Genomic DNA, 21,543 nt, shown 5'->3' on the forward strand with positions numbered 1-21,543 from the left:
GGCGACAACCTGAAGTTCACGGTTGAGCTGATCGCGCCGATCGCGATGGAAGAAGGCCTCCGCTTCGCGATCCGCGAAGGTGGCCGGACTGTTGGTTCGGGCGTTGTGTCCAAAATCCTGGCGTAAGCCTAATTCGCTTTAGCGAATGGTTGAAAAAGGGAAGGCTCCGCTCCGGCGGGGCCTTTTCTTTTGTGAAGGCGTCCTGGAAGCCAAGGCCGGAGACCTCTTCTCAAGCCGCCGCCTTCACAGCCCAGCCTGCAACCAATCCACGCCTCAAAATCGACGCCGTCATATCCAGAATCGACTGCGCTCCTGCGATGTGTCGACGTTCCATCAAGCCCTCTGCCCGCACCGTGTCGAACCGGGGTCGATAGCCCAATTCGTTGAGGTTGGCCCGAATGTCGCCGTCGAACAGCCCCATGATCCGCACGAGCCAATCCGGCGCGCTCCGCAGCGGCAGTTTTGACCGCAGCTCCGGGTAGGCCTGCGCTACGGTTTCGGCGATTTCGCGCACAGACATGGGCTCTAAGCCTGCCGGATGGCGTTGCCCTTCAGAGCTGGGGGCGGTCATCGCTGCGACGTGGATGCGGGCGAGGTCGCGCACGTCGGAGATGTTCAGGTGCAGGTTGGGCGCCATCGGAAACCCACACTTTACGCGCGCTTCAAAAATAAAGACGAGCTTTTCGCAGCCGTGGTGCTTTGTGTGATCGCGCAGCTCGAAGAGGCGGTCGCAAGCGAGTTGGCAAAGGAGGGCAGTGTCACCGCGCGCGTCTCCGGCGGCATTCGTGGCAAATATGCGGTGCTCCATGAGATGCTGGGCAATTCGCCCTATGCGGAGGAGCTGATCACCGCGCCGAAACGATTGGTGAGCGATTCCTTTGCGGCCTTTGAGGCGCGTCTGCGCCAACGCATCGCGCGAGTGATCGCGGAACAAGCCCCGGAGGAGGCGGAGCGTCTTGCGCGGCTGGTCATCGCCAGCGCCGATGGGATCAACCGTCTGGGGGCGGGGCCGGAGGCGATTGCGGCAGATATTGACCTGATGGTGTCCAAGCTTCTGGCCTGAGTGGTGGGCGGTCAGACGAATTCTGTGGGTGCGGTTGAAAACGGGCTTGCAAAGGCCGCATAGCTTGTCTATCTCCACCCTCGGCCTTAGGGGTATAGCTCAGCTGGTAGAGCGACGGTCTCCAAAACCGTAGGTCGCGGGTTCGAACCCTGCTGCCCCTGCCATTTCCTCCAATCTCGATACGATCTGAGTGTGAGATGTGCTGTCGGGCTTGAAATTACCGCGCGGCTCGCGTATCTGCGCCGGGTACTCAAAGCATCAGGACAACAAGATGGCCACGAAAACCAATCCGCTTCAGTTCATTCAGCAGGTGCGCGCTGAGGCGTCGAAGATCGTTTGGCCGACCCGTCGCGAAGTGATGCTGACCACTGTGATGGTTTTCATCATGGCCTCCCTGACCGCGACGTTCTTTTTCCTCGTCGATCTCCTGATCCGCAACGGGCTTCAGGCCTTCCTGAACCTGTTCGGGTGATCCGGCGCCTGCTATAAGGGCCTCGAGGAGGCCCGTTATGGCAAAATTTTTCGACAGCATTCCAAATCCTCTGCGTCGCATGGTCGAACGTCAGAGGATTTTCTTTGTCGCCACGGCGGCGGCTGGCGCGCGGGTGAATGTCTCGCCGCGGCCCACCGCGGAGACCCTGCGGATCACCGGGCCGAATGAGCTGATCTATCTCGATATGACTGGCTCCGGCGCAGAAACCGCCGCGCATTTGAAGGCGGACGGGCGCATGACGGTGATGTTCTGTTCCTTTGAGGAGCAGCCGATGATCGTGCGGTTTTTTGGCACGGGGCGCTCGGTGTTCAAGGGCACTGAAGAGTATCAAACCCTGCTCGACACCCATTTCGACGGGCAGGAATTGCCCGGCGCGCGTCAGATCGTCGTGCAGACCATTGAGCAGGCGCAAAGCTCCTGTGGCTATGGCGTGCCGTTCTTTGAGTACGAGGGCGAGCGCTCGACCCTGAAAGACTGGAGTACGCGCAAGGGCGACGCGGGGATCGCGGACTACCTCGAAGAAAAGAACCTTGTGTCGCAGGACGGGTTGCCGACGGGTCTGGAAGAGGTCGCAGAGGCCCTAAAGGGTTGAACTTACGGCCCTGAGCGTATAGAGCGAGCGCACTCCAAGAGACGGGCGTGCAGCGATTCGAGTTGCGCGCCGCTTTATTGTTTCGGGGAGTTGCGCGTAAGCGTTTGGAATTTAACGACATCCGGTCCGAAGGGCCGGTGAGATGAAAAGGCAAAGGCACCATGGCGAAGCGTTGGTATTCGGTGAGCGTTCTCTCGAACTTCGAGAAAAAAATCGCCGAAGCGATCAAGACGGCCGTGGAAGAAAAGGGCCTGCAGGATCAGATCGAAGAAGTTCTGGTGCCGACCGAAGAGGTCATCGAGGTGCGCCGGGGCAAAAAGGTGACGACCGAGCGTCGCTTCATGCCGGGCTACGTGCTTGTGCGCATGGAGATGACCGACCAGGGCTATCACCTGATCAACTCGATCAACCGCGTGACCGGGTTCCTGGGTTCTTTCGGCAAGCCGATGCCGATGCGTGACAGCGAAGTAGAGGCGATTCTGGGCCGTGTCCAGGAAGGCGCCGAGGCCGACGCGCCGCGCAGCACCATCACCTTCGAGGTGGGCGAACAGGTCTCTGTGGCCGAGGGCGCCTTCGAAGGCTTCGATGGTATGGTCGAGGAAGTGGACGACGCCAACCAGCGTCTGAAAGTTTCCGTGTCGATCTTTGGCCGGGCGACCCCGGTCGAGTTGGAATTCACTCAGGTCAACAAGACGGCCTGAGCGAGCGCCTGATTTTTCAGGCATCACTTGTGGGAGAGGCGGTCCGCGCGCGGATCAAATCAGACCACACAACGTAGTCGTCGCGAAACGCGTTTCGTGACAGTTGAAAAGGAAAAGCCAATGGCTAAGAAACTCGCAGGTACGATGAAACTGCAAGTCCCCGCCGGTGCAGCGAACCCGTCCCCGCCTGTGGGTCCGGCGCTGGGTCAGCGCGGCATCAACATCATGGAATTCTGTAAGGCGTTCAACGCCAAGACGCAGGATATGGAGCCCGGCGCACCGTGCCCGACCGTGATCACCTACTACTCCGACAAATCCTTCTCGATGGACATCAAGACGCCGCCGGCTTCTTATTACCTCAAGAAGGCTGCTGGCCTTAAGCCGGTCGGCAAGCGCAACCGCCCCAAAGGCGCTACTCTGCCGGGTCGTGAGACCGTTGCTTCCGTCACCATCGCGCAAGTGCGCGAAATTGCCGAAGCCAAGATGAAAGATCTGAACGCCAACGACATCGAAGGCGCAATGCAGATCATCGTCGGCTCCGCGAAATCCATGGGCATCGAGGTGAAGTGATGGCGAAACTTGGCAAACGTACCGCTGCTGCCCGCGAAGCTTTCGCTGGCAAAGAGAACATCTCCGTCGAGGAAGCTGTTGAGTTGATCAAAGCCAACGCGACCGCAAAATTTGACGAGACCGTTGAAATCGCGCTGAACCTCGGTGTTGACCCGCGCCACGCTGACCAAATGGTCCGCGGCGTTGTGTCCCTGCCGAACGGCACGGGTAAAACCGTCCGCGTCGCCGTGTTCGCTCGTGGCCCGAAGGCTGACGAAGCAACCGCTGCTGGCGCTGACATCGTGGGCGCAGAAGACCTGATGGAAACCATCCAGGGCGGCACCATCGAGTTCGATCGCTGCATTGCGACCCCGGACATGATGCCGATCGTTGGCCGTCTGGGTAAGATCCTCGGCCCGCGCAACCTGATGCCGAACCCCAAAGTTGGCACCGTGACCATGGACGTCAAAGCGGCTGTTGAAGCTGCCAAAGGCGGCGAAGTGCAGTTCAAGGCGGAAAAAGCTGGTGTTGTGCACTGCGGCGTTGGCAAAGTGTCCTTCGACGCGGCCAAACTTTCCGAGAACATCCGCGCCTTCGTGGATGCCGTTCAGAAAGCCAAACCGACCGGCGCCAAAGGCACCTACATGAAGAAGGTCTCCGTGTCTTCGACCATGGGTCCGGGCGTGTCCATCTCCGTGGACTCCGCGACTGGCAATTGATCTGAGAGATCAGGTCTGACAAGTTTGAAAGGCGCTCCGTTTGGGGCGCCTTTTTTGATTGGTTCGATGTTTCGGATGGCGAGGGATTATGGCGAAGAAGGCGCAAAGGCGCAGGCAAAAAACATATGAGCCCTCGCGCTTTCTGACGGGGGCGCTGCTGGGGTTTACCTGTCTGGGGTTGGTCTTTGCGCTGATCGGCATGCGCATCTTGATGCATCCGTCTCTGTATCTTGAGCGTGCGCGCGAGGTGCCGGTGGAGATTGTTGCGATCTTGGATAAGAACACCATGCAGGCGCGTCGGGCCTCGTTTCTCAAGCTGGCGGCGTTGAATGCGGAAGGGGAGCGTGTCGTCTACTACAATAGCTACGCGCGACTGAGGTGGCCCTATCGCCCGCGGCAGGTTGTGGAGGGCTACATCGACGACGCGAGTGGTCGCATTGAGACGCCGCTGACGCTTTATGGTGGCAGTCGGCTTGGTGGCGGATTGTTTTTTGGGCTTGGCAGTCTTGCTGCCTTCCTTTGCGGGGCGGTCTTTGTCTATGATATTCGAAATCGGATCCGTGTGCGGCGGCTCGGCGACAGGTGAGGGGCTTACCCCTTGCGCTCCCCATTAATCTCCCCTAAACACCATCCTGCATCCCAGCGTGCGATTCGTCGTGCGCTGTTTTGCGTTTCGTCCTAGACGGTGGGTGTCGGCAATCTGGTTGACATAATTCCTGCCTGAGACGGGAAAGACGATAAGTTTCCAAGGTATTCCCTTCGTGGCATTCCTCGGGCGACTTTGGCGCAGCCCCGTATACGGACTTCGAGCCTCGCCCATAAGGGCAAGGTAGAATTGAGCCGGGAGGGGCGACCCTCCCATACTTGGAGTAAAACTGTGGATAGAGCACAAAAAGAAAAGGTGATCGACGAGCTCGGTCAGATCTTTGAAAGCTCTGGCGTGGTCGTGGTTGCACACTACGCAGGTCTTACGGTTGCTGAAATGCAGGATCTGCGCGCGAAAATGCGTGACGCAGGTGGTGCAGTTCGCGTTGCCAAGAACCGGCTCGCCAAAATCGCCCTTGAAGGAACGCCGAACGCACCGATCAGCGATCTTCTCAATGGCATGACCGTCCTCGCCTATTCCGAAGACCCTGTCGCAGCAGCGAAAGTGGTCGTCGATTACGCCAAAGAAAACGAGAAACTGCAGATTCTCGGTGGCGCAATGGGTGGCGAAGGTCTTGACGCCAACGGTGTGACCCGTGTGTCCAAAATGCCGTCCCGCGAAGAGCTTCTGGCTCAAATCGCGAGCTGCATTGGCGCACCGGCCTCCAACATCGCAGGCGCAATTGGCGCACCCGCTTCGAACATCGCGGGCATCCTTTCCACCATCGAGGAAAAGGCTGCCTAAGCATCCTTATGAACCTGCGTGGAGGAACACACCTCACGTTGGAACACACTTAAAACGAACGGAAACAGTACAATGGCTGATCTGAAGAAACTTGCAGAAGAGATCGTTGGTCTCACCCTTCTCGAAGCTCAAGAGCTGAAAGAAATCCTCAAAGAAGAATACGGCATCGAGCCCGCTGCTGGCGGCGCTGTGATGGTTGCCGGTGCTGCTGGCGACGCTGGCGGTGCAGCTGCTGAAGAGAAGACCGAATTCGACGTCGTTCTCAAAGACGCTGGCGCTTCCAAAATCAACGTCATCAAAGAAGTCCGCGGCATCACCGGCCTGGGCCTCAAAGAAGCCAAAGAGCTCGTTGAAGCTGGCGGCAAAATCAAAGAAGGCGTCGACAAAGCCGAAGCTGAAGACATCAAAGGCAAGCTGGAAGCAGCTGGCGCCACTGTCGAGCTGGCCTAATCGCCTTTGGTCCTGTAGGACCATACAAAATTATGGCTGGATCCGGGGTTTCCTGGGTCCAGCTTATATCGTTTCTTAGAAAACGGTTTAACCTGCCTCAGAAAAGACCTTTCGCGAAAGCGTCATGAAAAAGGTCTTTTCTCAGGAGAGGTTCAAAGGTCGGGAGCCCCCTTTGGGACGGGGGCAGGAATAGACCGAACCCTCTGTTTCGTCAGGGCACATCTGCCGGCGCCCAACGGTAGACGTCGCTCGCGAAAATTCGAAAGGTTTAGACGCTTATGGCATCGTCCTTCCTCGGCCAGAAACGGCTCCGCAAGTATTACGGCAAAATCCGCGAAGTGCTTGAAATGCCGAACCTCATCGAGGTTCAAAAATCTTCTTACGATCTTTTTCTGAAATCCGGTGACGCCTCCGAGCCGCAAGACGGCGAAGGCATCAAAGGCGTGTTCCAGTCGGTCTTCCCGATCAAAGATTTCAACGAGACCGCTGTGCTCGAGTTCGTGAAATACGAGCTGGAAACCCCGAAATACGACGTCGAGGAATGTCAGCAGCGCGACATGACCTATTCCGCGCCCCTGAAGGTGACGCTCCGTCTCATCGTGTTCGATGTGGACGAGGACACCGGTGCGAAATCCGTCAAGGACATCAAAGAACAAGACGTGTTCATGGGCGACATGCCCCTGATGACGCCGAACGGCACCTTCGTGGTGAACGGCACCGAGCGCGTGATCGTGTCTCAGATGCACCGCTCCCCGGGCGTGTTCTTTGACCACGACAAAGGCAAAACCCACTCTTCGGGCAAACTGCTGTTCGCCTGCCGCATCATTCCCTACCGCGGCTCCTGGCTGGACTTCGAATTCGATGCGAAAGACATCGTCTTCGCCCGTATCGACCGTCGCCGCAAACTGCCGGTCACGACGCTGCTCTACGCGCTTGGTCTCGACCAAGAATCGATCTGCGATGCCTATTACAACACCGTCGAGTTCAAGCTCGAGAAGAACAAAGGTTGGGTGACCAAGTTCTTCCCGGAGCGTGTGCGCGGCACCCGTCCGACCTATGACCTCGTGGACGCAGCCACTGGCGAAGTGATCTGTAAAGCGGGCGACAAGATGACCCCGCGCGCGGTGAAGAAAATCATCGACGCTGGCGAGATCACCGAACTTCTGGTGCCCTACGAGCACATCATCGGCAAATTCGTTGCGAAAGACATCATCAACGAAGAAAACGGCGCGATCTATGTCGAGGCTGGCGATGAGCTGACCCTTGAGATGGACAAAGATGGCGACGTCATCGGTGGCTCCCTGCGCGATCTTCTGGACGCGGGCATCACCGACATTCCGGTGCTCGACATCGACAACGTCAACGTTGGTCCCTACATCCGCAACACCATGGCGGCAGATAAGAACATGAACCGCGAAACCGCGCTCATGGACATCTACCGCGTCATGCGTCCGGGTGAGCCGCCGACCGTTGAGGCCGCTTCGACCCTGTTCGACAGCCTGTTCTTCGATTCTGAGCGCTACGATCTTTCCGCCGTGGGCCGCGTGAAGATGAACATGCGCCTTGATCTCGACGCGCCGGACACCATGCGCACGCTGCGCCGTGAGGACATCGTGTCCTGCATCAAGGCGCTCGTTGAGCTGCGTGACGGCCATGGCGACGTGGACGACATCGACCACCTCGGCAACCGTCGTGTGCGCTCTGTTGGCGAGCTGATGGAAAACCAGTACCGCGTGGGTCTTCTGCGTATGGAACGTGCGATCAAGGAACGGATGTCCTCCGTTGAGATCGACACGGTCATGCCGCAAGACCTGATCAACGCGAAACCGGCCGCCGCCGCCGTGCGCGAATTCTTCGGCTCCTCGCAGCTGTCGCAGTTTATGGACCAAACCAACCCGCTCTCCGAAGTGACGCACAAACGTCGTCTCTCCGCGCTTGGGCCGGGCGGTCTGACCCGCGAACGCGCTGGCTTTGAGGTTCGCGACGTGCACGTGACCCACTACGGTCGTATGTGCCCGATTGAAACGCCGGAAGGTCCGAACATCGGTCTGATCAACTCGCTGGCCACCTTTGCCCGCGTGAACAAATACGGCTTCATCGAAACCCCCTACCGTAAGGTGATCGAGGGTCAGGTGACGGACGAAGTGCAATACATGTCCGCCACCGAAGAGATGCGTCACACCGTGGCTCAGGCCAACGCGACGCTCGACGAAGACGGCAAGTTCGTCAACGATCTCGTGTCCACCCGTCAGTCCGGTGAACACGCGCTGAACCCGCCGCTCAACGTCGACCTGATCGACGTGTCGCCGAAACAGCTGGTCTCCGTGGGTGCGGCTCTTATTCCGTTCCTCGAAAACGACGACGCCAACCGCGCTCTGATGGGTGCGAACATGCAACGTCAGGCCGTGCCGCTTCTGCGCGCCGAGGCGCCGCTCGTCGGCACCGGCATGGAAGCCAAGGTTGCCATCGACTCCGGTGCCGCCATTCAGGCGAAGCGTGCGGGCATCATCGACCAGGTCGACGCGACCCGGATCGTGATCCGTGCGACCTCTGATCTGGAGTTGGGCGACGCGGGCGTGGACATCTATGGTCTGCGCAAATTCCAGCGCTCGAACCAGAACACCTGCATCAACCAGCGTCCGCTGGTGAAAGTGGGTCAGACGGTCGAGAAGGGCGAAGTGATCGCCGACGGCCCGTCCACCGATATGGGGGAACTGGCGCTCGGTAAAAACATCATCGTCGCCTTCATGCCCTGGAACGGCTACAACTACGAGGACTCCATCCTGATCTCCGAGCGCATCGCGCGTGACGACGTCTTCACCTCGGTGCACATCGAGGAATTCGAAGTCGCCGCTCGTGACACGAAGCTCGGGCCGGAAGAGATCACCCGTGACATCCCGAACGTCGGTGAGGAAGCTCTGCGCAACCTCGACGAAGCCGGTATCGTCTACATCGGTGCTCACGTTGAGCCGGGAGACATCCTTGTCGGGAAAATCACGCCGAAGGGCGAAAGCCCGATGACGCCGGAGGAAAAACTCCTGCGCGCCATCTTCGGTGAGAAAGCCTCTGACGTGCGGGATACCTCGCTGCGTGTGAAGCCGGGTGACTACGGTACGGTCGTGGAAGTCCGCGTGTTCAACCGTCACGGCGTCGAAAAAGACGAGCGTTCGCTGCAAATCGAACGTGAGGAAATCGAACGTCTGGCGCGTGACCGCGACGACGAGATGGCCATTCTGGACCGCAACATCTACGCGCGTCTGAAAGACCTGATCATGGGCAAAGTGATCGCGAAGGGTCCGAAAGGCGTCAAACCGGGCGTGACCGTCGATGACGAACTGCTGGGCATGCTGTCCCGCGGCCAGTGGTGGCAGCTCGCCCTCGAAGACGAGGATGACGCAACCATCGTTGAGGCGCTGAACGCTCAGTATGAGGCTCAGAAACGTGCGCTTGAGCACCGTTTCGAAGACAAGGTTGAGAAAGTCCGTCGTGGCGACGACCTGCCGCCGGGCGTGATGAAAATGGTCAAAGTCTTCATCGCCGTGAAGCGCAAGCTTCAGCCGGGTGATAAGATGGCTGGTCGTCACGGCAACAAAGGTGTGGTCTCGCGCGTCGTTCCGATGGAAGACATGCCGTTCCTCGCCGATGGGACCCCGGTCGACTTCTGTCTCAACCCGCTGGGTGTGCCGTCGCGTATGAACGTCGGTCAGATCCTCGAAATTCACATGGGCTGGGCCGCACGCGGTCTGGGCATCCACGTGGATGACGCTCTGGCAGAATACCGTCGTTCGGGTGACATGACCCCGGTGCGCGATGCGATGAAATTCGTCTATGGCGAAGAAGTTTACGAAGAGGGCATCGCCGGCATGGACGACGAGCTTCTCATCGAGGCAGCATCGAACATCGTCAACGGTGTGCCGATCGCGACCCCGGTCTTCGACGGTGCGAAAGAGGCCGACATCAACGACGCTCTGCGCCGTGCCGGTTTCGACACCTCCGGTCAGTCCGTCCTCTTCGACGGTCGTACCGGTGAGCAATTCGCCCGTAAGGTGACGGTTGGTAAGAAGTACATGCTGAAACTTCACCACCTCGTCGACGACAAGATCCACGCCCGTTCCACGGGTCCGTACTCCCTCGTCACCCAGCAGCCGCTCGGTGGTAAGGCGCAGTTCGGTGGTCAGCGTTTCGGGGAGATGGAGGTTTGGGCTCTCGAAGCTTACGGTGCCGCCTACACCCTGCAGGAAATGCTCACGGTCAAGTCGGATGACGTGGCCGGTCGTGCGAAAGTCTACGAGTCGATCGTCAAGGGCGAAGACAACTTTGAAGCCGGCGTGCCGGAAAGCTTCAACGTGCTTGTCAAAGAAGTCCGCGGCCTCGGCCTCAACATGGAACTCCTGGACTCGGAGGGTGAGGAGTAAGGGCGTCCGCGCCCTTACCCTCCCTCCCTTTCCGAGACAATCTGAGGAACTCACAAGATGAACCAGGAACTCACAACCAACCCGTTCAACCCGCTGGCGCAACCGTCGACGTTTGACGAGATCAAGGTCTCTCTGGCGTCCCCGGAGCGCATCCTGTCGTGGTCCTACGGGGAGATCAAAAAGCCCGAGACCATCAACTACCGGACCTTCAAGCCGGAGCGTGACGGTCTGTTCTGTGCGCGGATTTTTGGCCCGATCAAAGACTACGAATGTCTCTGCGGCAAATATAAGCGCATGAAATATCGCGGCGTTGTCTGCGAAAAATGTGGTGTTGAAGTCACCCTCCAGAAAGTGCGTCGCGAGCGCATGGGCCACATCGAACTGGCCGCTCCTGTCGCGCACATCTGGTTCCTGAAATCGCTCCCGAGCCGGATCGGCCTCATGCTCGACATGACGCTGCGCGATCTGGAACGCGTGCTGTATTTCGAGAACTACGTGGTGATCGAACCGGGTCTGACGGACCTCTCCTACGGTCAGATGATGACCGAAGAAGAGTACATGGACGCGCAAGACCTCTACGGCATGGATGCCTTCGAGGCCGACATCGGCGCCGAAGCGATCCGTAAGATGCTGTCGAACATCGACCTTGAATCCACCGCAGAACAGCTGCGCGAGGACCTCAAGGAAGCGACCGGCGAGCTCAAGCCCAAAAAGATCATCAAGCGTCTGAAAATCGTGGAATCTTTCCTCGAATCCGGCAACCGCCCGGAGTGGATGATCCTGACCGTGATCCCCGTGATCCCGCCGGAGCTCCGCCCGCTGGTGCCGCTCGATGGTGGCCGTTTCGCGACCTCCGATCTCAACGATCTCTACCGTCGCGTGATCAACCGGAACAACCGTCTGAAACGCCTGATCGAACTGCGTGCGCCGGACATCATCGTCCGCAACGAAAAGCGGATGCTGCAAGAATCCGTCGACGCTCTGTTCGACAACGGCCGTCGTGGCCGCGTCATCACCGGTGCGAACAAACGCCCGCTGAAGTCGCTCTCCGACATGCTGAAGGGTAAACAGGGTCGTTTCCGTCAGAACCTTTTGGGGAAACGCGTCGACTTCTCCGGTCGTTCGGTCATCGTGACCGGCCCGGAACTGAAGCTGCACCAATGTGGTCTGCCGAAGAAGATGGCGCTCGAACTGTTCAAGCCGTTCATCTACTCGCGGCTGGAAGCCAAAGGTCTGTCTTCGACCGTGAAGCAGGCGAAGAAGCTGGTGGAAAAAGAACGTCCGGAAGTTTGGGACATCCTCGATGAGGTGATCCGCGAACACCCGGTGTTCCTCAACCGCGCGCCGACGCTGCACCGTCTTGGTATTCAGGCGTTCGAACCCACGCTGATCGAAGGCAAAGCGATCCAGCTGCACCCGCTCGTTTGTTCGGCCTTTAACGCTGACTTCGACGGTGACCAGATGGCCGTTCACGTGCCGCTGTCTCTCGAAGCTCAGCTCGAAGCCCGCGTCCTGATGATGTCCACGAACAACGTGCTGTCGCCCGCCAACGGCGCGCCGATCATCGTGCCGTCGCAGGATATGATCTTGGGCCTCTACTACATCACCATGCAGCGTGATGGGATGAAGGGCGAAGGCATGGTCTTCTCCGACATCGAAGAGGTCGAATATGCGCTGACCGCTGGCGAAGTGCATCTGCACGCCAAGATCACCGCACGGATCAAGCAGATCGACGAGCATGGTCAGGAAGTTTGGGAGCGTCACGAGACGACCCCGGGCCGTCTGCGCCTCGGCACCCTGCTGCCTTTGAACGCAAAAGCGCCGTTCGCCTTGGTGAACCAGCTTCTGCGGAAGAAAGACGTGCAGCGCGTCATCGACACCGTCTACCGTTACTGCGGTCAGAAAGAGTCCGTGATCTTCTGTGACCAGATCATGTCCTTGGGCTTCAAAGAAGCGTTCAAGGCCGGCATCTCGTTCGGCAAGGACGACATGGTGATCCCGGACACGAAATGGACCATCGTCGATGCGACCCGCGATCAGGTGAAAGACTTTGAACAACAGTACATGGACGGCCTGATCACCCAGGGCGAAAAGTACAACAAAGTTGTCGACGCCTGGGCCAAGTGTAACGACAAAGTCACCGAGGCGATGATGAACACCATCTCTGCCAGCAAGCGTGACGAGAACGGCGCCGAAATGGAACCGAACTCGGTCTACATGATGGCTCACTCCGGTGCACGGGGCTCCGTGACCCAGATGAAACAGCTGGGCGGCATGCGCGGCCTGATGGCGAAACCGTCGGGCGAGATTATCGAAACGCCGATTATCTCGAACTTTAAAGAAGGTCTGACCGTGCTCGAGTACTTCAACTCGACCCACGGTGCCCGTAAGGGTCTGTCGGATACCGCTTTGAAAACCGCGAACTCCGGTTACCTGACCCGTCGTCTCGTCGACGTGGCGCAGGACTGCATCGTGCGCGAAGTCGATTGTGGCACCGAGCGTGCGGTGACGGCAGAAGCGGCTGTCAACGACGGTGAGGTCGTGGCAACTCTGGCTGAGCGTATCCTTGGCCGTGTGTCCGCCGACGACGTGTTGCGTCCGGGCACCGACGAGGTGCTGGTGTCCAAAAACGAGCTGATCGACGAGCGCAAAGCCGATGCGATTGAAGAGGCGGGTGTTGCCTCCATGCGCATCCGCAGCCCGCTGACCTGTGAGGCCGAAGAGGGCGTTTGTGCGGCCTGTTACGGTCGCGACCTTGCCCGCGGTACGCTGGTGAACCAAGGTGAGGCCGTCGGCATCATCGCGGCTCAGTCCATCGGTGAACCGGGCACGCAGCTGACGATGCGGACCTTCCACATCGGCGGCGTGGCTCAGGGTGGTCAACAGTCCTTCCAGGAAGCCAACCAAGAGGGCAAGATCGTCTTCCGCGAGCCCAACCTGTTGGAAAACAAACATGGCGAGAAAATCGTCATGGGCCGGAACATGCAGCTCGTCATCGTGGACGAGAACGGCGTGGAACGTGCCTCCTACAAGCTGGGCTACGGCACCAAGGTCTTCGCCGAAGAGGGCAAGACCGTGTCCCGCGGCGAGAAACTCTTTGAGTGGGACCCGTACACGCTTCCGATCATCGCGGAGAAATCCGGTAAAGCGAAATTCGTCGACCTCATCACGGGCCTGTCCGTGCGTGACGAGACCGATGACGCAACCGGCATGACGCAGAAAATCGTGATCGACTGGCGCTCCGTGCCGCGTGGTGGCGATCTGAAACCGGAGATCCTGGTCCTCGGCGAAGATGGCGAACCGATGCGCAACGAAGCGGGCAACCCGGTGACCTACCTGATGTCTGTGGACGCCATCCTCTCCATCGAGGACGGTCAGGACATTCAGGCCGGTGACGTGGTTGCGCGTATCCCGCGTGAAGGTGCGAAGACCAAGGACATCACCGGTGGTCTGCCGCGTGTGGCCGAATTGTTCGAAGCCCGTCGCCCGAAAGACCACGCGATCATCGCCGAAATCGATGGTTACGTGCGCTTTGGCAAGGACTACAAGAACAAGCGTCGCATCTCGATCGAACCGTCGGACGAGACCAAGGAAACCGTCGAATACATGGTGCCGAAAGGCAAACACATCCCTGTGGCTGAAGGCGACTTCATCCAGAAGGGTGAGTACATCATGGACGGCAACCCGGCCCCGCACGACATTCTCGCCATCATGGGTGTCGAGGCTCTGGCCAACTACATGATCGACGAAGTGCAGGACGTGTATCGTCTGCAAGGTGTGAAGATCAACGATAAGCACATCGAAGTCATCGTGCGCCAGATGCTGCAAAAGTGGGAAATCTCCGACTCCGGGGACACCACTTTGCTCAAAGGCGAAGCGGTCGATAAGGTCGAGTTCGACGAAGCCAACGCGAAAGCGGAAAGCAAAGGCGGGCGTGCCGCGAAAGGTCAGCCGATCCTTCTCGGGATCACCAAGGCCTCGCTGCAAACGCGGTCGTTCATCTCCGCGGCCTCCTTCCAGGAGACCACGCGGGTGCTCACCGAAGCGTCTGTCCAAGGCAAGCGCGACAAGCTGGTGGGTCTCAAAGAGAACATCATCGTGGGTCGCCTGATCCCGGCCGGTACGGGTGGCGCGACACAGCGCGTCCGTCGCATCGCCGCCGAACGCGACAACGTGGTGATCGAAGAGGCCCGTGCAGAGGCCGAAGCCGCCGCCCAACTCGCCGCTCCGGTGATGGACACGGACATGAGCTTTGGCGACGACACTCTGGTCGTGGATACGCCGGAAGGTTCCTCTGACGACTAAGTCGATCTGATATGAAATGAGAGAGGCCCTGCGGAAACGCGGGGCCTTTTGTTTTGGGGCGGGTACAGGGGCTGCGCTAAGGTAGAAGGATGTAGAAAGAACGGAGGCAGGACATGCGGATCGGGGTCATTGGATGTGGAACAATATCCAGCGCGGCGGTGCAGGGGATCGCAGGCGACGGGCATGAGATCACCGTCTCGGACCGCAGCGCGCATCACTCAGCCCGGCTCTCCGGCATGTTCGACACTGTGCAGGTGGCGGACAATCAGACCGTTGTGGACAAAAGCGATGTGATCTTTCTGGGGTTGATGGCCGAAGTGGCCCCGGATGCTCTTGGCGCCTTGAGGTTTCGTGCGGATCAGAAGGTGATCACCTTCATGGCCGGGCTGACGCTCGACGAGGTGGAAGCGTTGGTGCGTCCGGCGCGAGCCGTGGCGATCATGATGCCCTTCCCGGGGATCGCCGAGGGCGGCACACCGATCATGATGTATGGCGACATCGCGGTCGTGACCGAGATTTTCGGCGCGCGAAACAGCATCTTTCCCGTAGAGACTGCCGAGGAGATGGCGGCCTATCTTTGCGCACAGGCGGTGCTGTCGCCGGTCGCGCGCATGGTGTCGGATTCTGCGGAGTGGCTGGGCGAACGGGTGTCGGACAAGGCGCAGGGCGAGGCATTTCTGCGCGAGCTTGTCGCATCGAACCTGTCGGGACAGGCCTGTGCCCCCTTGATTGAGGCGCTTAACACGCCGGGAGGCTATAACCAACGGCTACGCCTCCATATGGAGGCGCAAGGGATGGAGCGGGCGCTGAAATCAGGGTTGGACGACTTGCTGTGAGGCGTGGTGCTGTGAGGTGAGGGGCTAAAGCAGCTTTAAAAAACGCAGCTCAATGTTGAGGGCATTCCACCTTGCCCAGAAGGATCGATCTCATCCGTTTGGCCTCATCTTGGTCCGGAGCCGTCATTTGGAACATCCCACCGTAAATGGCGCTTTGCAGATAGGGTGACACAACCGTCGCACCGCAGACCCGAACATCTATCGTTTCGCCAACGCGGTCTTGGCTAAACGACGCAAATTCCTGCGCTGCTTCGTCATCAAGTGTGATGGAAATGACGTAATGGGTATCGTTTGTGTATTGGTCCTCAGGGCTGAGAAGCTTCGCGCTTTTAATTTGGTCGGAGTAGACAACCAATGAGGTCGTATCTTTTGCGACGAATGAGACTGCGGGTTTTGAGGGGGTGCACCCTGAAAGGACGGCGACGAATAGAAACGGGAAAAGGCTACGCATAAAACTTCCTGAGGTATCATCGACATGTGACTGTCGCGAAGGGGCTTATAGGTACTGCTGATGCTGCTGCCAGCGCAAATCTTCTTTTGCGTCAAAACCATGCACCGCCGCCAGCCGTTCGAGGTAATCCACGCAACATAGATGATGCAGGCGCAAGACATCGGGCAGGGCGGTCAGCTCCGCATGGGCCGCATCGAACCGAGCCGCATATTTCAACGCGCTTTGATCCTCTGTGTCATTGCGGTTTTTGCTGTTGAAAAAACTTGAGGTATAGCGGTTCTTGTTGGCCGCCGATGAGGGGGTGCCCTTTTTCAATGCATAGCTTTCACGCGTGCGCGTGGCGTAGTGGTTGAGCTGGGCATAGTCATGGGTGATCCATTGCGCGCCGGTTTTCATGATCGGGCTGTCTTTCGGATGATAGCTCCGCATGGTGCGGCCATCGCAGCGTTTCAGGAGATTGGGCGCCACGCCCCAACGCCCCTCGCCACGCCAGCCTTTCGGGGAATGAATGCCGATGCGCCAGAACGCCTTTGGCTCCCGGACCAATGTCTTAAAGAAGGCATTGCCCGGGTGGAGGCTTTCGGAGGCGAGGGTAAAGCGGCGATGGGTCGGCACATCGTCCCATGAGAAATAGCCGCTGTCGCCAAAGCATCGCCAATGGATGCCGATGGCATGGGTTTGCGCCATGTCGAACGCATCGAACAAATCTGGCAACAGGCCGTCGCCTTTGTGGATCACGAGAAACTCGTCCACGTCGATGTTGAACACCCACTCCGCCGCCCGGACGCGCGGGTGTTCGGACATCTGTTTCAGATAACTGCGTTTGACGGGAAGATCGGGGTCAGGCGTATAGGCAACGGCCGTGAGAAGGCCCGCCGCATCGAGTGCCTGCAACAGCGCCGGGGAATGGTCGTCGCAATCGTTGTAGAACACCACAAGATGATCGAAGCCCAACATGCGATACCAGGCGACCCATTCCAAAATGAACGGCCCCTCGTTGCGCATGGTCGTGGTGACGAGACGCTCTTTCACGGCTTGGTCATTATCCTCTGAACTCCGGGGTCAAACATGACAGCCACTATGCATGCTGCCTGTTTGTGGGCAAGCCCGACGCGAGCCCTCTTCACGTCCCCTCTTCACGCGGCGCAAAAGCGATGATAGCGGAGAAGGGAAAGGGGCAAGCATGCTCAATCTCTTGTCGAAATTGCCGGACAATACGCGCGGGGCGGTGATCATGTCGCTCTCGATGGCGGCCTTTACCACCAACGACAGTTTCATGAAGGGCGCCTTGGCGGAGGTGCCTTTGTTTCAGGCGCTGTTCCTGCGGGCCACATTGAATTTCGTGATGCTCTTTGCCGTGCTCGCGCCGATCATCGGCCCGGTGCGGTTCAATTTGTCGCGTCAGGATTGGACGCTCGTTGTCATCCGCTCGATGGCCGAGGTGGGGGCCGCGATGAGTTTCCTGACGGCGGTCAGCCATATGCCCCTGGCCAATGCCACGGCGATCATGCAGACCATGCCTTTGTCGATCACCATCGCCGGCTGGATGCTGTTCCGCGATCCGCTGGGCTGGCGCCGCATGGTGGCGATTGGCGTGGGGTTCGCAGGCGTGTTGTTGATCGTTCAGCCGGGCACGGATGGGTTCAGCGGCTATGCGCTCTTTGCGGTTCTGGCGATGCTCTGCGTCACGCTCCGGGACATCATCGTGCGCAAGATGCATCATAGCGTGCCCAATTCGACCGTGACCTTCGGGGCGATCACTGCCGTCTGGATCTGCACCGGGATTGCGTCGATCGGACAGGGCTGGGCGCCCATGGACCTCAAGGCCGGGGCGCAGATTTTCAGCTCGGCGGCCTTCCTGATCGTGGGCTATGTCTCTTCGGTGGCTGTGATGCGGGTGGGGGAAATGTCCTTCGTGTCGCCGTTTCGCTATACGGCGCTGGTCTGGGCCTTGCTGATCGGGCTTTTTGCCTTTGGCGAATGGCCCAATGGCTTGGCTTTTGCCGGTGCCGCGATTATTGCAGGGACAGGGATTTACACCGTCCTGCGTGAGGCGCGTTTGCGGCGACGCGGGGGATAACGGCGCATCAGACCACAATCCCGGCGCGAGTGTTGACAAGCGCGTCGACTCTCCATATACGGCGAGCCATCCGGCACCAGGGGGACGTCCCCGCCCGCCGACTTCTAAATCGTAGTGATCAAGATCAGGGCAATTTAAGGCGCACTGATCCTCTGGGAACTCACCGCGTCGTTCACCTCGGAATGGGAACGATTGCGGGTTTTCGTGCTATTTGGACGCAAGTGGTACATCGAACATCGTAATCGCCCCGGTACGGCCATCATGGACACGACCGAGGTTCACAAAAATCTAGGAACGGGATACCCCTATGCCAACGATTCAACAGCTGATCCGCAAACCGCGTCAGCCCAAACGTAAGGTTTCCAAGTCGCAGCACTTGGAGCAATGCCCCCAGAAGCGCGGCGTCTGCACGCGCGTCTACACCACCACCCCGAAAAAACCGAACTCCGCTATGCGGAAAGTCGCCAAAGTGCGCCTGACCAACGGTTTCGAGGTCATCTCTTACATCCCCGGCGAGAGCCACAACCTTCAGGAGCACTCCGTGGTTCTGATCCGTGGCGGCCGTGTGAAAGACCTTCCGGGTGTCCGTTACCACATCCTTCGTGGTGTTCTGGATACCCAGGGCGTCAAAGACCGTAAGCAGCGTCGTTCGAAATACGGCGCTAAGCGTCCTAAATAAGGAGATCACGGAATGTCCCGTCGTCACGCCGCTGAGAAGCGCGAAGTTCTGCCCGACGCCAAGTATGGCGATCGCGTGCTGACCAAATTCATGAACAACCTGATGATCGACGGCAAAAAATCTGCCGCCGAGAAAATTGTCTACAACGCGCTGACCCGCGTCGAAGACAAGCTGAAAAAAGCGCCGGTTGAAGTGTTCCACGAAGCCCTCGACAACGTGAAACCCTCTGTTGAGGTTCGTTCGCGTCGTGTGGGTGGTGCAACCTACCAGGTTCCGGTCGAAGTGCGCACCGAGCGCCGCGAAGCTCTTGCCATCCGTTGGCTGATCAACGCGTCCCGCGCTCGCAACGAAAACACAATGGAAGAACGCCTTGCCGGTGAGCTGCTTGACGCGGTAAACGGTCGTGGCGCCGCTGTGAAAAAGCGCGAAGACACCCACAAGATGGCCGACGCGAACAAAGCGTTCAGCCATTACCGCTGGTAACTCAACTCAGGCCTTTAGGACCGAACACCAATGGCACGCGATTATCCCCTCGACCGGTACCGTAACTTCGGTATCATGGCGCACATCGATGCAGGTAAAACCACCTGTTCCGAGCGCATCCTCTTCTACACCGGCAAGTCCCACAACATTGGTGAGGTGCACGACGGTGCGGCCACCATGGACTGGATGGAGCAGGAGCAGGAACGTGGTATCACCATCACTTCCGCTGCGACGACCACCTTCTGGGAGCGTACGGAAGACGGCGAGACCGCCGAAACACCGAAGCACCGGATGAACATCATCGACACCCCCGGCCACGTTGACTTCACCATCGAAGTCGAACGTTCCTTGGCCGTGCTTGACGGTGCCGTTGCCGTTCTCGACGCCAACGCTGGCGTTGAACCGCAAACCGAAACCGTGTGGCGTCAGGCTGACCGCTACAAGGTTCCGCGGATCGTGTTCGTCAACAAGATGGACAAGATCGGTGCAGACTTCTTCAACTGCGTTCGCATGATCGAAGACCGCACCGGTGCGCGTGCTGTTCCCGTCGGTATTCCGATCGGTGCAGAAAACGAACTTGAAGGCCTGATTGACCTCGTCACCATGGAAGAGTGGCTGTGGCAGGGCGAAGATCTGGGTGCATCCTGGATCAAAGCTCCGATCCGCGACTCGCTCAAAGACATGGCCGACGAATGGCGTGGTAAGATGATCGAAGCCGCCGTCGAAGAAGACGACGACGCGATGATGGCTTACCTCGAAGGCGAAGAGCCCGACGTGCCGACCCTGCGCAAGCTGATCCGTAAGGGCACCCTGGCTCTGCACTTCGTGCCGGTTCTGGGCGGTTCTGCGTTCAAAAACAAAGGTGTTCAGTCCCTGCTCAACGCCGTGATCGACTATCTGCCGAGCCCGCTCGACGTTGTCGATTACATGGGCTTCAAACCGGGCGACGAAGAAGAAGTTCGGAACATCGCACGTCGCGCCGACGATGACATGGCCTTCTCTGGCCTGGCGTTCAAAATCATGAACGACCCCTTCGTTGGCACCCTGACCTTCACCCGGATTTACTCCGGTGTGATGAACAAGGGCGACACTCTGTTGAACTCCACCAAAGGTAAGAAAGAGCGTGTCGGTCGTATGATGATGATGCACTCCAACAACCGTGAGGAGATCGAAGAGGCATTTGCAGGCGACATCATTGCTCTGGCGGGTCTGAAAGACACCACCACGGGTGACACGCTTTGCGATCCGAAGGACCCGGTGGTTCTCGAAACGATGACTTTCCCCGATCCGGTGATCGAGATTGCTGTCGAGCCGAAAACCAAAGGCGACCAAGAGAAAATGTCCGCAGGTCTGGCGCGTCTCGCTGCCGAAGACCCGTCCTTCCGCGTCGAAACCGACATCGAGTCCGGTCAGACCATCATGAAGGGCATGGGCGAACTTCACCTCGACATCCTCGTCGACCGTCTGCGTCGCGAGTTCAAAGTCGAAGCCAACATCGGTGCACCGCAGGTGGCCTATCGTGAGACCATCTCTCACGAGGTCGAGCACGCCTACACCCACAAGAAACAGTCGGGTGGTTCGGGTCAGTTCGGTGAGGTCAAACTCATCATCTCCCCGACAGAGCCGGGCGAAGGCTTCTCCTTCGAATCCCGCATCGTTGGTGGTGCCGTTCCGAAGGAATACATCCCGGGTGTCGAAAAAGGCATCAAGTCGGTGATGGACTCCGGTCCGCTCGCGGGCTTCCCGGTGATCGACTTCAAAGTGGCCCTCATCGACGGTAAGTTCCACGATGTGGACTCCTCCGTCCTCGCCTTCGAAATCGCTGCACGTATGTGTATGCGTGAAGGGATGAAGAAAGCGGGCGCGAAACTGCTTGAACCGATCATGAAAGTCGAAGTGATCACCCCGGAAGAATACACCGGCGGCATCATCGGCGATCTCACCTCCCGTCGTGGTCAGGTGCAGGGTCAAGACACCCGCGGCAACGCCATTGCGATCGACGCTTACGTGCCGCTCGCGAACATGTTCGGCTACATCAACACCCTGCGTTCCATGTCTTCGGGCCGCGCGCAGTTCTCGATGCAGTTCGACCATTACGAAGCTGTGCCTTCGAACATCTCGGAAGAAATTCAGGCCAAATACGCGTAAGCGTGGCCGGAACCCCAACATCGGGGATCAGGTTCGCCTGATCCCCAAACTGAATGACATAGGAGGCCATTATGGCTAAGGAAAAGTTTGAGCGTTCGAAACCGCACGTGAACATCGGCACGATCGGCCACGTTGACCACGGTAAAACCACCCTGACGGCAGCGATCACCAAATACTTTGGTGACTTCA

At 58.7% G+C, this 21,543-nt stretch carries 21 protein-coding genes and 1 tRNA gene; 19 read left to right on the top strand and 3 right to left on the bottom strand.

Features of this window, described 5'->3' with window-relative positions; translation table 11 throughout:
- Positions 1 to 126: EF-Tu C-terminal domain-related protein (locus LC094_RS20965; protein WP_449727672.1), on the top strand; the 126-nt coding region annotated here is incomplete at its 5' end.
- A gap of 103 nt (positions 127 to 229) precedes the next feature.
- On the opposite strand, the gene LC094_RS20970 is transcribed toward LC094_RS20965, so the two are convergent.
- Entirely contained in the window at positions 230 to 637 is a 408-nt protein-coding gene (locus LC094_RS20970) for a Rossmann-fold NAD(P)-binding domain-containing protein (protein WP_226554752.1), read from the bottom strand.
- Between LC094_RS20970 and LC094_RS20975 the strand changes: the two genes are divergently transcribed.
- The 13 genes from LC094_RS20975 (at position 620) to LC094_RS21035 (ending at position 15,513) form a co-directional block, all read left to right on the top strand.
- Positions 620 to 1,063 (top strand): hypothetical protein, encoded by a 444-nt coding sequence (locus tag LC094_RS20975; protein WP_226554753.1) that lies wholly within the window; start codon positions 620 to 622, stop codon positions 1,061 to 1,063. The genes LC094_RS20970 and LC094_RS20975 overlap by 18 nt on opposite strands.
- Before the next feature lie 88 nt (positions 1,064 to 1,151).
- Positions 1,152 to 1,227 (top strand) — tRNA-Trp (locus tag LC094_RS20980).
- Between the two features lie 107 nt (positions 1,228 to 1,334).
- Complete coding sequence (gene secE / locus LC094_RS20985) at positions 1,335 to 1,535, top strand: preprotein translocase subunit SecE (protein ID WP_226554754.1); 201 nt, start codon at positions 1,335 to 1,337, stop codon at positions 1,533 to 1,535.
- Positions 1,536 to 1,572: 37 nt separating this feature from the next.
- A complete protein-coding gene (locus LC094_RS20990; RefSeq protein WP_226554755.1) occupies positions 1,573 to 2,148 on the top strand; it encodes a pyridoxamine 5'-phosphate oxidase family protein in 576 nt (191 codons plus the stop codon).
- Positions 2,149 to 2,309: 161 nt separating this feature from the next.
- On the top strand, positions 2,310 to 2,849 hold the full coding sequence (gene nusG / locus LC094_RS20995) for a transcription termination/antitermination protein NusG (protein ID WP_219785751.1): 540 nt from the start codon (positions 2,310 to 2,312) through the stop codon (positions 2,847 to 2,849).
- 120 nt (positions 2,850 to 2,969) lie between these two features.
- Positions 2,970 to 3,419 carry a 50S ribosomal protein L11 gene (rplK, locus tag LC094_RS21000; protein WP_226554756.1) on the top strand — a complete coding sequence of 150 codons (450 nt, stop codon included), beginning with the start codon at positions 2,970 to 2,972 and terminating at the stop codon, positions 3,417 to 3,419.
- The gene (rplA, locus tag LC094_RS21005; RefSeq protein ID WP_226554757.1) at positions 3,419 to 4,117 is read left to right on the top strand and encodes a 50S ribosomal protein L1; all 699 of its coding nucleotides are present in this window, start codon (positions 3,419 to 3,421) and stop codon (positions 4,115 to 4,117) included. Before rplK ends, rplA begins: the two co-directional genes overlap by 1 nt.
- A gap of 88 nt (positions 4,118 to 4,205) precedes the next feature.
- Entirely contained in the window at positions 4,206 to 4,703 is a 498-nt protein-coding gene (locus tag LC094_RS21010) for a hypothetical protein (RefSeq protein WP_226554758.1), read from the top strand.
- Positions 4,704 to 4,994: 291 nt separating this feature from the next.
- Positions 4,995 to 5,507: a 50S ribosomal protein L10 gene (rplJ, locus tag LC094_RS21015; protein ID WP_226554759.1), complete on the top strand. Its 513-nt coding sequence runs from the start codon at positions 4,995 to 4,997 to the stop codon at positions 5,505 to 5,507.
- A 72-nt stretch (positions 5,508 to 5,579) separates the two neighbouring features.
- Complete coding sequence (rplL, locus tag LC094_RS21020; protein WP_226554760.1) at positions 5,580 to 5,957, top strand: 50S ribosomal protein L7/L12; 378 nt, start codon at positions 5,580 to 5,582, stop codon at positions 5,955 to 5,957.
- 278 nt (positions 5,958 to 6,235) lie between these two features.
- Positions 6,236 to 10,372: a DNA-directed RNA polymerase subunit beta gene (gene rpoB / locus LC094_RS21025; RefSeq protein ID WP_226554761.1), complete on the top strand. Its 4,137-nt coding sequence runs from the start codon at positions 6,236 to 6,238 to the stop codon at positions 10,370 to 10,372.
- A 57-nt stretch (positions 10,373 to 10,429) separates the two neighbouring features.
- Entirely contained in the window at positions 10,430 to 14,677 is a 4,248-nt protein-coding gene (gene rpoC, locus LC094_RS21030; protein ID WP_226554762.1) for a DNA-directed RNA polymerase subunit beta', read from the top strand.
- Between the two features lie 113 nt (positions 14,678 to 14,790).
- On the top strand, positions 14,791 to 15,513 hold the full coding sequence (locus tag LC094_RS21035) for an NAD(P)-binding domain-containing protein (RefSeq protein WP_226554763.1): 723 nt from the start codon (positions 14,791 to 14,793) through the stop codon (positions 15,511 to 15,513).
- 49 nt (positions 15,514 to 15,562) lie between these two features.
- On the opposite strand, the gene LC094_RS21040 is transcribed toward LC094_RS21035, so the two are convergent.
- Positions 15,563 to 15,964 carry a SecDF P1 head subdomain-containing protein gene (locus LC094_RS21040; protein WP_226554764.1) on the bottom strand — a complete coding sequence of 134 codons (402 nt, stop codon included), beginning with the start codon at positions 15,962 to 15,964 and terminating at the stop codon, positions 15,563 to 15,565.
- Between the two features lie 45 nt (positions 15,965 to 16,009).
- Positions 16,010 to 16,996, bottom strand: coding sequence for a glycosyltransferase family 2 protein (locus tag LC094_RS21045; protein ID WP_226554765.1), 987 nt, complete (start codon positions 16,994 to 16,996; stop codon positions 16,010 to 16,012).
- A gap of 151 nt (positions 16,997 to 17,147) precedes the next feature.
- On the opposite strand from LC094_RS21045, the gene LC094_RS21050 reads away from it, so the two are divergent.
- From LC094_RS21050 to LC094_RS21070, 5 genes are all read left to right on the top strand, one after another.
- Positions 17,148 to 18,044: a DMT family transporter gene (locus tag LC094_RS21050; RefSeq protein ID WP_226554766.1), complete on the top strand. Its 897-nt coding sequence runs from the start codon at positions 17,148 to 17,150 to the stop codon at positions 18,042 to 18,044.
- A gap of 307 nt (positions 18,045 to 18,351) precedes the next feature.
- On the top strand, positions 18,352 to 18,723 hold the full coding sequence (gene rpsL / locus LC094_RS21055) for a 30S ribosomal protein S12 (protein WP_008204009.1): 372 nt from the start codon (positions 18,352 to 18,354) through the stop codon (positions 18,721 to 18,723).
- 12 nt (positions 18,724 to 18,735) lie between these two features.
- The gene (gene rpsG, locus LC094_RS21060; protein ID WP_219785763.1) at positions 18,736 to 19,206 is read left to right on the top strand and encodes a 30S ribosomal protein S7; all 471 of its coding nucleotides are present in this window, start codon (positions 18,736 to 18,738) and stop codon (positions 19,204 to 19,206) included.
- Positions 19,207 to 19,236: 30 nt separating this feature from the next.
- Positions 19,237 to 21,354 (top strand): elongation factor G, encoded by a 2,118-nt coding sequence (gene fusA, locus LC094_RS21065; protein ID WP_226554767.1) that lies wholly within the window; start codon positions 19,237 to 19,239, stop codon positions 21,352 to 21,354.
- Between the two features lie 71 nt (positions 21,355 to 21,425).
- Positions 21,426 to 21,543, top strand: a 118-nt coding sequence (locus LC094_RS21070; RefSeq protein ID WP_264186419.1) for a GTP-binding protein, incomplete at its 3' end; no start/stop codon positions are given.

It is taken from the genome of Celeribacter naphthalenivorans (assembly GCF_020524585.1).
Classification (GTDB): domain Bacteria; phylum Pseudomonadota; class Alphaproteobacteria; order Rhodobacterales; family Rhodobacteraceae; genus Celeribacter; species Celeribacter naphthalenivorans.